The sequence below is a fragment of the Sideroxyarcus sp. TK5 genome (assembly GCF_054601595.1).
In genome coordinates, this window is sequence record NZ_BAAHSJ010000002.1 from 536,551 (window position 1) to 548,072 (window position 11,522).

The following is an 11,522-nucleotide window of genomic DNA, read 5'->3' on the forward strand; positions in this document are numbered from 1 at the left end:
ATTCACTGCTTCCCCTCGCGCACTTCCAGCAGGAACTCTTCCGATTCCTTCACCGTGGACAGCAGCTCGAAATCCTGGGTGGATTCGCGGTCGATGAACACGCGCGTCCAGCCGCCAGCCTTTTCCACTACACGCCCACCGTCGCCCCGGAAAGCGGCGCGCACTTCGATCAGCACGCGCTGCTCGGTGAGGTTCTTCAGCTCGCCCCACACGCGCAGGGTGCCGGTGGCGGTGCGGCCGGATTGCACATTGTTCACTTCGACCACGTCCTCCAGATGGTCCTCGTCGATCATGATGATGGTGGCATCGGGCAAAGACTGGCAGGCGGCCAGGAAGCTCAACAGCAGGATGGAAAGTGTCTTTTTCAACATGATGTTCTCCTATGTAAGCGGGGTTACGGGTTCAGTCCGGCTGGGTGATGAATATTCTGCGCCTGAAAGTCGGGCGCGGTGCCACTTCGTTCGAGGGTTCGGGCAGGGCTGCAAGCGGCACCAGCGGTGTCTTGAAGTTCGTGGCATCGCGGGCCACTTGTTCGGCAACGGCGGTGCATGCCCCTTTGCATGTCTCACGGGTGACCGCTTCGTGTCGAAGTGAGCTGTCCTCCCAGCTGGAAGGATAGCTGCCCGGATATTGTCTGCCCCACACCAGCATGCAGGCACCGGAACGGAAGGTCTTCATCTCTACCGCACTTTGCAGCGCGCCCTGTGCATCATGGAAACCCAGCGACCATGGCATCTGCCCGGCCTCTGCGTCGATTTGCGTGGTCGCCACATAGATGCGGTCTGGCAGGCTGGACCAGCTGCGCGTATCGGCTTCGGGATGGGTGGAGGCGGCGACGATGTTGCTGCCGATGCTGACCAGCATGCCGAGCAGCGCCAGTCCGGCATATTGCTCGGCATCGTCACCGTCTCTGCGCCGGGCCGCGTTGCGCGCAAGGTCGGAGGAGATGTGCGCGAACACGGCGGCACCGGTCGCGATGCCCTCGGCGGTATCGCGGAACGAGGCCTTGCCCGCCAGGATCTTGTCCACTGCGCGCCCACCGCGTGTCGAGGCTTGCCAGTACACGTCCTCGATCTGTTGCCCCACCAGCAGATGATCGCCCTGCGTGAAGGTGACACCGCGTACCCTGCCGTCGTCGCGCCGCACATAGCGCAGTTCCTCCTGATGGCGGCCGCTGGCGATCTTGCCCGGTGCACGGCCGACCTCGGCGATCAGTAGCACGTTGTCTGTCACGGAGGGGAGCTTGATGCCCGGCTTTGCTTTCAGTACGGCGGCGAATTCGTCCTTCGCCTGCGCGGCGCGTCCCGAGCAGTTGTACAGCCAGCCACGGATGAACGGCATCATCACCATGTCGCTCTGGAAGGTCTCGGAGGCGGACATGGTGTCCTGTATCTCGGCGAAGCGCAGGTCGGCGCGGGCGTTGTCCAGATCGGCATCGGAGAAATCGGCGAGGGCGAGGTAGTAGCCGACCATGGCGCGCTCGTAGGGGTCGCCCTTGAAATCCTTGTCGGCCTCAGGCACGAAATTGCTGCGCGCGCGGTTGGCGGCCGGGTCGTGCGCATAGATGGTCTCGATCAGCGCCTGCGCATCGGACAGGAGACGCTGGGCGGTATGAGGTTGCGAAAGTTCCAGCGCGGTCAGTCCGGCCATCGCCTCGTTCAGCACGCGGTCGCGGCGGCCCTGTTCCTGGTCGCGCAACACATAGTGGCGCAACGCGGTCGGCACTTCCGTATCCGGCTCCAGCAGTTGTTCGATGCGGCCCGGCTCGACAGGTTTTCTATCCGGCCCGCTGGTTGCGCAACCGGACAGTGTCAGCCCGAGGGCGCAGGTGAGGGCAAGTGGAACGAAACGGGATGTCGCTGAAGGATCAGCGATAGATCGCATCGTCCTGGCCGCCCTTCTTGAACTCATACAGGTTGGACCAGACGCTGAGCGAAGTCTCCAGATCGATCAGCTCGAAAGTGATCTGCGTGTAGCGCTCCACCGTGCCGCTCTGCGCGCTGCGCGCATCCAGCGAGTTGATGCGGCCGATCAGGCGGTAGTCTGCACCGGCGGTAGCCTGGGCCTGCTTGAGTGTGCCCGCATCGGTCACGCCCTGACGCTTCATGTCGCGTTCCTGCGCCACCATGTCGGCGGACTCGCGCGAGACGAACTGCAATTTGCCCTGGGCGGCGCGCTGGAGATTGATGCGCAGCCTGTCCACCAGCAGGTTCTTGTTGATGCGCTGACTGCTCTCGTTCTCGAAATAGGCTGCGTCGAGGATGACGCGCGCCGCCTGGCTGCGCTTCACCACTTCCGGCGTGGCGAGGATATCTTTCACCATGGCGTCGGTGACGGCGGTCACATCCTGGCTCTCCACGCCCACGCCGGCCACCACACCGGTGGAATGCACGTCCTGATAGGTGACCGGTTTGCCGGCATCGGGGGTAGAACAGGCGGACAGCAACAGGACTGAAACAGAAAGGGTCAGCAGGATATTCGTGTTCATTGTGATCTCCGAAAATATGGCGGGTATGTGACCGTGCGTAGCGACGAATGGTTCATTGCGCCGCCATTGTGTGTGTCTCCACCCCGTAAATCAAGCGCTCGGGTGGACAAGCGCCAGCATATGCTTTATATCCCTGCGCTGTTCACAATCTACGCTCCATGCCATGAAAACGATAAGCAAGACCCAGCGCAAAGTGGTGTTCGCCGCCTGTTTCGGTACCTTCCTCGAGTGGTACGACTTCCTCACCTTCGCCACCCTGGCCACCTACTTCAGTGTGCTGTTCTTCCCGCCGGAAGATGCCACCGCCGCCTTGCTGGCGAGTCTGGCGGCGTTCGGCGTGGGCATGATCGTGCGTCCCTTGGGGTCGGCGCTGTTCGGTAACTTGGCGGACCGTTATGGTCGCAGACCGATCTTCCTGGTGACCATCTCATTGATGGGCGTCTCCACCTTCCTAGTCGGCTTGCTGCCGACCTATGCGCAGGTCGGTATGCTGGCCCCCGCGCTGCTGCTGTTGCTGCGCTTGCTGCAAGGCTTTGCGGTGGGCGGCGAGATCGGCGGGGTGGCGGTGTATCTGACCGAGCATGCGCCAGAAGGACGGCGCGGTTTCTACACCAGCGTGCTGCAACTGATGGGGCCGCTGGGTATTCTGGTCTCCACCTTCCAGATCGTGTTGTTGCACCAGTTCCTGGATGATGCGGAGTTCAGCAGCTGGGGCTGGCGCATACCGTTCCTGTTCTCGGTGGTGCTGTTGTACATCTCGATCAAGACGCGCATGAGTCTGGAAGAATCGCCTGTGTTCAAGGAATTGCAGGAGCAGGGCCGCGTGTCGCAGGCGCCGTTGCGCGAATGCTTCCGCGACCGCCAGACGCTGAAGGGCATGGCCTTGCTGTTCTTCTGCATCTCGGCGGGCGGTTCGCTGCTGTTCTTCACTTCGCAGGTGTATGCCAACGTGTTCCTCAAGAGCGTGGTGCGGCTGGATGCGCAACTCGCCAGCACGCTGGTGATGCTTTCCACGCTGGTGCTGTTCCCGCTCACCATCTGGTTCGGCTGGCTGTCTGACCGCATCGGGCGGCGCCCCGTATTATTGGCTGGTCTGCTGCTGGGGGCGATCAGCATCATCCCGGTGTTCAACGGCCTGCAGCATTTCGGCAATCCCGCGCTGGAGCGTTTCAACAGCGAAGTGTCGGTGACGCTGTCCGGCAGCGACTGCGATTACAGTCCCTTCCAGAAAGCGAAGAGTGCATGCGCGCGCAATCAGGAGTTCTTCATCAAGAACGGCATCGTGCACAGCACCGAGCCGGGCGAGGGCGCAGTGGTGCGTATCGGATCGGATGTCGAGGTCAGCGGCTTCGACCCTGAAGCCCTGAGCGCAGCACTGCGATCCAAAGGCTGGACTGCAAAAGCCGACAGCGAACAGGCCAACACGGTGATGTTGTTCCTGCTGCTGCTGATACCGGTGGTCGCGGTCGGCCTCATCACCGGGCCGCAGACGGCCGTGCTGCCGGAACTGTTCAAGGCACGCAATCGCTATACCGCCGCCGCGTTGCCGCATAACCTGAGCGCAGGTTGGATCGGCGGCCTGTCGCCGTTCATGGTGACCCTGTTGTCGGTGCAGGCAGGCGATGTGATGGCGGGACTTTGGTATCCGGTCGGGATGCTGATCATGGCTTCCATCATCGGCCTGCTGTTCTTGCCCGAGACCAAGGATGTGGTGCTGGGGGAATAACCCTTGCAGAGGTTGTTTTCGGATGCCGGGTTTTTATCATTGAAGGACATGACATCACGGATCATGGCAGGATGGCTCAGATTGCATCCATGCCCTGGGGTCGCCGCATGTGATTTTGTCAGAAGCTCATGAGGCGAGCTTGGGCTGAGCGAGCAGTTTTTCTATCAGCATCGAGATATTGACCGGCTTATGCAGTACGGGCCAGGCAAAATCGCCGGATTTGTATACGAATTCCGGTGAAGTGTCGCCCGTGATCAACACTCCGCACACCGGGAGCGCGCGTTGTTTCTGGAGACGTTCCAGGAATTGCATGCCATTCAGTTCCCCGGCGAGCATATAATCCACGATGTAGTAATCAGCCTCCAGCATGCTGGGAGCGTTCAGCGCCGACTCCGCATCGGAGAAGACAGTGGTTTTCCCACCCATGGTTGAAATCACTTGCGAAAGTGCTTCAGCTACCAGCATCTCATTCTCGATGACGACAAACCTCTTCCCTCTGACGAAGGCACTCTGTGCGATCTCCTGGGTATGTCTTGCATCATTGGCGACCGCCTGCGTGCTGCTCGCTTGTTCATCCAGCGGCAAGCGGAAGCAGAACACCGAGCCATGTCCGACACGCGAGCGACAATTCAACTCTCCACCCAACAGGGAGATGGAGCGCTTTGCGATGGAAAGCCCGAGGCCAAGACCATTGGAGCGGTCACGCTGCGAGTTGCCGACCTGATAGAACTCGTCAAAAATTCGCGGCAGGTTTTCTTCGGCGATGCCGACTCCCGTATCCCAGACCTGAATCAGTATTGCATCGCCTCGCCGCCTGGCGCTGACCATGATCGCGCCCGAGGGGGTGAATTTGAGCGCATTGGTGACCAGGTTCTGCACAACCGATTTCACCAGCCCGAGATCGCTGCACACGAGATGATTTTTCTGGCGGGCGTAATGGAGTTTGAAACCGATCTGTTGCTGATGCGCGAGGGATTCAAAATTCTCTGCGATCCAGTGGAACAGCACGCCGATGCTGAAGGTGGTGTATTGCGGCTTGATCGCGCCGGCATCCAGCTTGGAGATGTTGAGCAAGGATTCGAGCAACTCGTTGAACATCGTCATCGATTGCTCCATGCGCTGCAGAAGATGGTCTTGTTCGGCTGTGGGCTTGGTATATCTCAGCGCGTCTATGAACAGATTCGCCGCAGCCAGCGGCTGCCTGAGGTCATGACCGGCAGCCGCCAGGAAACGGGTCTTGCTCTGGTTGGCCTGTTCCGCGACGACCCGCGCTACTTCCAGTTCGCGTGTCCTTTGCGCTACGCGCTCTTCCAGATGTTCATTCATCTCCTTGATGGTGGCTTCGAGCCGCTTGGGCTCGCTGATGTCGATGTGGGTGCCGATCATGCGTACCGGATTGCCGACGGCATCACGCTCCACTACGGCACCCTGTGCCAGGATCCATTTCCAGCTGCCGTCCTTGCATAGCATCCGGAATTCGCTGCGGTAGGCGGTGGCCTTGCCCGCGAAGCAGGCTGCGATACCCTCGGATGCGCCGGGAAGGTCAAAGGGATGGACCAGCTTGCGCCATGCCTCGACATTGTTGGCGATCTCTTGCTCTTCATATCCCAGCATCCCTTTCCAGCGTCTGGAATACAGCACATCACCCGATGGGACGCGCCAATCCCAGACACCTTCCCCCGCACTTTCGATGGCCAGACGCCAGCGTTCGTCTTGCTGTTCGATCTCGGCGCGTGCCTTGTCCTTCTCTTGGCGCATCAGAGAGATGCGGTCGGCGAGGGCGAGCGAGAGCAGAATCGCATCCACCACCATGCCGAAATCCACAGCGTGGTAGGTCAGGAAGGAGAACGGCAGGATGCCGGAAGTGGTCAGCGGTGTGATGCACGAGCCGATCAGTCCGGATATGGTGCCGAGCAGGAAGAAACGCGCCGCACGGTTGCCGGAACGTAGCGACCAGATCGCTAACAGCATGACAAACGGACCGTAGAAGATGACCCAGGCAGTTGCCGAGAAGATATTGGGGCCGTATCCCCAGAGCGCGGTGAGCAGATAGGTGGAGAGCAGCAGTAGCGCAAAATTTCTCGTCCAGCGGTAAGCCTTGGATAGTCTGGTGCGCAGCTCAAGGAACAGGATGGCGAACGCCAGTCCCGCGAACATGTAGAGATAGACCAGTGCGGCGAGTATCCAGTTGTTGAACGCCGGCAGGTCCGGCCAGAGCGCCTGGTAGGCGTGGCCGTTCAGCGTCGCATGCATCACCAGGAAGCTGAGCAGATAGACGGCATATGCTACGTAAATCTTTTCCCGGACAGAGAAAAACAGGAACAGGTTGTAGAGCAGCAGCGCGCCCAGCACACCGTAGGTGATGCCCCAGAATCTGGCTTCACTGGCTTCACTGGCGTAGAAGGTCGCATGCTGGAACAGGGTCATGCCCACGTCGACGGGGTCCCTGGACTGGACGCGGACCAGCAGTTGACTTTGCCCGGGCGGAACGTGCAGTGCGAAATTGGGTTGTGGATTACCCACGCTGCGCTGGCTGAATGGCAACGTATCACCGCCGTGGTATTCCTGCAGCGTGCGGCCATCCTGTGACAGGGTGACTTGAATGTCGTCCAGCCAGGTCGGCTTGAACACGAGCAGGTAGTCGAGTGTTGCCGCTTCCTTGTTGTGGAGGGGGATGCGGAACCAGTAAGCAGCCTTGCTGAATCCGAAGCTGACGAACGCTTTGCTGCCGGCATTGCTTACCTCAGCTTGTGTGGACAGCACCTGGTCAGCCGTCATGGATAGCCTGCGATCCTTGATGATTTCGGCCAGCGGTGTCAGCGGCAGCTCGGTGACGGAGGCATCCAGATGCGCGCCTCTAGCCTCGGGCAATGACTCCGCACATGACCAGATCGGCCAGAAACAGAGCACTGCGAACAGTATGCGGAATGGCATGTGATGTTTGTGAAGTATGGGAGGGATTTCTGGCGCAAGCCCCTTTGGGCCGGAATTCTATCAGCAGTTGCAGGCAGGGGAGGTGCAGTCCGGCCCGGCTGGACTGCCTGCGACAAGTGGGCACTTGATTGCTGAACAAGTTGCCATTAACTTGCCTGCCCGAGACCCGGCATGTGATGCTGGGGGAATAGAGGCCGGTCGGGTACAATGCGCGCCCCGTATCCCCCTTGTTTGCTATGTCTGTTCTATCCTGGATCATCGTCGCCAGCCTGTTCGGCGGCGTGCTGAGCGTCGCCGCTGCCGCGCTGTTCGCGCTGAATGCGCGCACGCACTGGATCGGCATGCTGGTCAGCTATGCCATCGGTGCGCTGCTGGGCGCGGTGTTCCTCGACATCCTGCCGGAGGCCATCGAGCTGGCCGGTGACACTGCCGCCGTGAGCGGTACCGTGCTACTCGGCATCCTGTTGTTCTTTACGCTGGAGAAGGTGCTGATCTGGCGGCATTGCCACCATGACCATTGTGAGGCGCACGAGCCGCATGAGCCTTCATCGCACGATCACGACCACGGCCGCAGCGGCACCATGCTCATCATCGGTGACACTTTCCACAATTTCGTGGACGGCATCATCATCGCCGCCGCTTTCATGGTCGACATCAATCTGGGCATCGTCACCGCGCTGGCCATCATCGCGCACGAGATTCCGCAGGAGGTCGGCGACTTCCTCATCCTGCTGCATTCCGGCTACAGCAAGTTGCGCGCGTTCCAGCTCAACCTGATCTCCAGCTTCGCCACGCTGGTGGGCGGTGTGCTGGCCTATTACGCGCTGCAGGGTTTGCAGTCGTGGACGCCCTACATCCTCGCGCTGTCGGCGGCCAGCATGATCTATGTCGCCGTGGCCGACCTCATCCCCGGCCTGCATAAGCGCACGCAGATGCGCGACACCGTGCAGCAGGTGCTGCTGATCGTGCTGGGTGTGGCGACCGTGGGTCTTGTCGGGTTGGCGACCGGGGTCTGAGATGCATGCCGATCTGACCCGTTTCGCCTGGCTGTCCATCGCGGCCGCCGTCGCCACCATCCTGCTCAAGGGCTGGGCATGGTGGCTGACCGGCTCGGTCGGTCTGCTGTCGGATGCGCTGGAATCCTTCGTCAATCTGGCCGGTGCGCTGATGGCCTTGTTCATGCTGACGCTGGCCGCCGCCCCCGCCGACGACAAGCATGCCTACGGCCACGGCAAAGCCGAGTATTTTTCCAGCGCGTTCGAAGGCTTCCTCATCCTGCTGGCAGCATTCAGTATCGCTTACGCAGCTATCGACCGCTTGCTGCATCCGCAGGCACTGGCCGAGGTCGGCATCGGTCTGGCGGTGTCGGTGGTCGCCTCGCTCATCAATCTGTTCGCCGCGCGCGAACTGCTCAAGGCCGGACGAGCCTACCATTCCATCACGCTGGAAGCGGACGCCAAACATCTGATGACCGATGTGTGGACCTCGGTCGGCGTCATCATCGGCGTAGCGCTGGTGTGGGTGACTGGCTGGCTGTGGCTGGACCCGGTCATCGCTTTGCTGGTGGCGGCCAACATCGTGTGGACAGGCTGGCAGTTGCTGCATCGTTCTGCTGCCGGTCTGATGGATGCCGCCATCCCGCAGGAACATATCGACGCCATCGAAAGCGTACTGGTGAAATACCGTGAGCAGGGGCTGGACTTCCATGCGCTGCGCACGCGCGAAGCCGGGCGTCAGGCTTTCATCTCCATGCACGTGCTGGTACCGGGCAAGTGGACGGTGCAGCGCGGCCATGATCTGGTCGAAGTGATCGAGGCCGAGATCCGTGCTGCCGTGCCGTTCTGTCATGTCACCACGCATCTGGAACCTATCGAAGACCCGGTCTCGCTGATAGATGCGACGCTGGAACGGCCGACAACCTCTACAGGGATCACTCATGAGTAAAGCTGCACCCAAGATCGGATTCGTCTCGCTCGGCTGCCCCAAGGCCGCGTCCGACGCCGAACTCATCCTCACCCGCATGCAGGCCGAAGGATATGAATTGACCCCCAGCTATCAGGAAGCCGATCTGGTGGTGGTCAACACCTGCGGCTTCATCGACAGCGCCGTGGCCGAATCGCTGGACGCCATCGGCGAAGCCTTGCAGGAGAACGGCAAGGTGATCGTCACCGGCTGCTTGGGTGCCAAGGGCGACATCGTCCAGAAGACACATCCCAAGGTGCTCGCCGTCACCGGCCCGCATGCCACCGAAGAAGTGATGAGTGCGGTGCACCAGTATCTGCCGCGCCTGCACGATCCCTACACCGACCTGGTGCCGCCGCAGGGCGTGCGCCTCACGCCGCAGCATTTCGCCTACCTGAAGATCTCCGAAGGCTGCAACCACAGTTGCACCTTCTGCATCATCCCCAGTCTGCGCGGCGATCTGGTCAGCCGTCCCGTGCATGACGTGATGGCCGAAGCGGAGAAACTGGTCGAATCCGGCGTGAAGGAACTGCTGGTCATCTCGCAGGACACCAGTGCCTACGGCGTGGACGTGAAATATCGCACCGGCTTCTGGCAGGGCAAACCGCTCAAGACGCGCATGACCGATCTGGCCGGTGCGCTGGGTGACCTCGGCGTGTGGACACGCTTGCATTACGTCTATCCCTATCCCAGTGTGGATGATGTGATTCCCCTGATGGCCGAAGGCAAGATACTGCCCTACCTCGACATCCCGTTCCAGCATGCCAACGAACGCATCCTCAAACTGATGAAGCGCCCGGCCAGTAGCGAGAACGTGCTGACTCGCATCAAGAAATGGCGCGAGATCTGTCCGGACATCACCCTGCGCAGCACCTTCATCGTCGGCTTCCCCGGCGAGACCGAAGAGGAGTTCGAAGAACTGCTCGACTTCATCGAAGAAGCACAGCTCGACCGCGTTGGCGCATTCAAATATTCGCCGGTGGAAGGGGCTGCCGCGAATGCACTGCCCGACCATATCGATCCCGAAGAACAGGAAGAGCGCCTGGCACGTTTGATGTACCTACAGGAAGAGATCAGCGCCGGGAAACTGGCAAAGAAAGTCGGCCAGACCATGACTGTGCTGGTGGATGATGTGGACGAGCAAGGTTCCCTAGCACGCAGCAGCGCCGATGCGCCCGAGATCGACGGGCTGGTCTACATCGACGGCGAGCAACTGGAAGTGGGCGAGTTCGTCACGGTGAAGATCACCGGTTCAGATGAGCACGACCTGCACGCTGAAGTCGTCAGGGAATGAGCGAAGAAAATCCCTGCCTGAGTTGCGGCGCATGCTGCGCGCATTTCCGCATCATGTTGCATGGTGACGAGGTCGAGCCGGTCGGTCATGTGCCGCGTGCGCTGGTGGATCCTGTTGGTACGGCTTTTTGCATGAAGGGCACGGATAGCTATCCGCCGCGCTGCATCGCCCTGGAGGGCGAGCTGGGGCAGGTGGTGCGGTGCAGCATCTATGACGTTCGTCCGCAGGTGTGTCGCGAGTTCAATGAATACGAGTTGGACGGTACGCCGAACCCGGCTTGCTTCAAACTGCGCGGCCTTGTCCCTCCGAAAGTCTAAACGCCCAGAGACAGCCGCTGTGCGGTGATGAAGTCGCGCGTGTTGACGTGGCGCACGAACCAGTCCGCGAACGGGCCTTCCAGATATTCCAGCAAGGCTTTGCTATCTTTCGACTCGTGCCACTGTGCGATGCGGGCAGACAGGCGTTCCAGTGCCTGGTCGTGGTCTTTCTTGTGCGCATCCAGCGGGCCGAACTGCGCGGCCTGCATGGCTTGTTCCTCTTTATGGAATTGTTGCTGCAGGCTGGTCTGCATGAATTGCAGCGCTTCCTTGAGCGTGTCTTCTGCGGCATCCTTCTCCAATAGTTCCAGCATGGCAGCGTGTGCTTGCACGAAACTGCCATGGTCGAATACTTCGCTCATGCGGGTCTGTGCGCCTGGATGTAGGCGGCGGTGACGAAGTCCATGCTGCTGACGTGATTGACGAACCAGTCGCGTACCGCGTGCTCCAGCCAGTCACTCAGGGCGGTGACATTGCGGGCCGTTCTCCAGGCCTCGACGCGGGCGGCCATGTCGTCCAGCACCTTGTCGTGCTCGCCCTTGTGCATGGGATAGGGCGGGAATTTGACCGATAGCATCAGTTGCTCTTCCTCGGCGAAATGCAGGCGGGTGTGTTCCAGCAGGTGGTCAAGCATGGCATCCACTTGTGCGTGATCCGCGCCCGTATGCAGCAGGTCGAGCAGATGTTTGCGCAAGGCGACGAACTCGGCGTGGTCGTTGTTCATGAAATCGATCGCAACGCGTGGGTAATTCAGCATGTTTTCCCTTTTTGGCGGGGGTGATTACGGGGTGTAAGGCTGTA

Annotated in this window: 11 protein-coding genes; 5 read left to right on the forward strand and 6 right to left on the reverse strand. The window is 60.6% G+C overall.

Annotated features, from left to right (window positions below; translation table 11 throughout):
- Positions 1-2: 2 nt before the first annotated feature.
- The 3 genes from ACYPYQ_RS05655 to ACYPYQ_RS05665 are packed head-to-tail and all read right to left on the reverse strand — an operon-like array spanning position 3 to position 2,488.
- Complete coding sequence (locus ACYPYQ_RS05655; protein ID WP_459721068.1) at positions 3-371, reverse strand: putative periplasmic lipoprotein; 369 nt, start codon at positions 369-371, stop codon at positions 3-5.
- Between the two features lie 31 nt (positions 372-402).
- Positions 403-1,884 (reverse strand): hypothetical protein, encoded by a 1,482-nt coding sequence (locus ACYPYQ_RS05660; protein ID WP_459721071.1) that lies wholly within the window; start codon positions 1,882-1,884, stop codon positions 403-405.
- On the reverse strand, positions 1,868-2,488 hold the full coding sequence (locus tag ACYPYQ_RS05665) for a hypothetical protein (protein WP_459721074.1): 621 nt from the start codon (positions 2,486-2,488) through the stop codon (positions 1,868-1,870). The genes ACYPYQ_RS05660 and ACYPYQ_RS05665 overlap by 17 nt, the downstream gene beginning before the upstream one ends.
- A 163-nt stretch (positions 2,489-2,651) precedes the next feature.
- Between ACYPYQ_RS05665 and ACYPYQ_RS05670 the strand changes: the two genes are divergently transcribed.
- Complete coding sequence (locus tag ACYPYQ_RS05670) at positions 2,652-4,214, forward strand: MFS transporter (RefSeq protein ID WP_459721077.1); 1,563 nt, start codon at positions 2,652-2,654, stop codon at positions 4,212-4,214.
- Between the two features lie 126 nt (positions 4,215-4,340).
- Here ACYPYQ_RS05670 and ACYPYQ_RS05675 read toward each other — a convergent pair whose 3' ends face one another.
- Positions 4,341-7,148 (reverse strand): 7TM diverse intracellular signaling domain-containing protein, encoded by a 2,808-nt coding sequence (locus ACYPYQ_RS05675; RefSeq protein WP_459721080.1) that lies wholly within the window; start codon positions 7,146-7,148, stop codon positions 4,341-4,343.
- 236 nt (positions 7,149-7,384) lie between these two features.
- Here ACYPYQ_RS05675 and ACYPYQ_RS05680 point away from each other — a divergent pair, with 236 nt between their 5' ends.
- The 4 genes from ACYPYQ_RS05680 to ACYPYQ_RS05695 are packed head-to-tail and all read left to right on the forward strand — an operon-like array spanning position 7,385 to position 10,721.
- Positions 7,385-8,164 carry a ZIP family metal transporter gene (locus tag ACYPYQ_RS05680; RefSeq protein WP_459721083.1) on the forward strand — a complete coding sequence of 260 codons (780 nt, stop codon included), beginning with the start codon at positions 7,385-7,387 and terminating at the stop codon, positions 8,162-8,164.
- Position 8,165: 1 nt separating this feature from the next.
- A complete protein-coding gene (locus ACYPYQ_RS05685; protein ID WP_459721084.1) occupies positions 8,166-9,092 on the forward strand; it encodes a cation diffusion facilitator family transporter in 927 nt (308 codons plus the stop codon).
- Positions 9,085-10,404, forward strand: a complete 1,320-nt coding sequence (rimO, locus tag ACYPYQ_RS05690) for a 30S ribosomal protein S12 methylthiotransferase RimO (protein WP_459721087.1) — start codon at positions 9,085-9,087, stop codon at positions 10,402-10,404. Before ACYPYQ_RS05685 ends, rimO begins: the two co-directional genes overlap by 8 nt.
- Entirely contained in the window at positions 10,401-10,721 is a 321-nt protein-coding gene (locus ACYPYQ_RS05695) for a YkgJ family cysteine cluster protein (RefSeq protein ID WP_459721090.1), read from the forward strand. Before rimO ends, ACYPYQ_RS05695 begins: the two co-directional genes overlap by 4 nt.
- On the opposite strand, the gene ACYPYQ_RS05700 is transcribed toward ACYPYQ_RS05695, so the two are convergent.
- A complete protein-coding gene (locus ACYPYQ_RS05700; protein WP_459721093.1) occupies positions 10,718-11,083 on the reverse strand; it encodes a hemerythrin family protein in 366 nt (121 codons plus the stop codon). The genes ACYPYQ_RS05695 and ACYPYQ_RS05700 overlap by 4 nt on opposite strands.
- Positions 11,080-11,478, reverse strand: a complete 399-nt coding sequence (locus ACYPYQ_RS05705; RefSeq protein ID WP_459721095.1) for a bacteriohemerythrin — start codon at positions 11,476-11,478, stop codon at positions 11,080-11,082. The genes ACYPYQ_RS05700 and ACYPYQ_RS05705 overlap by 4 nt, the downstream gene beginning before the upstream one ends.
- Positions 11,479-11,522: the final 44 nt, after the last annotated feature.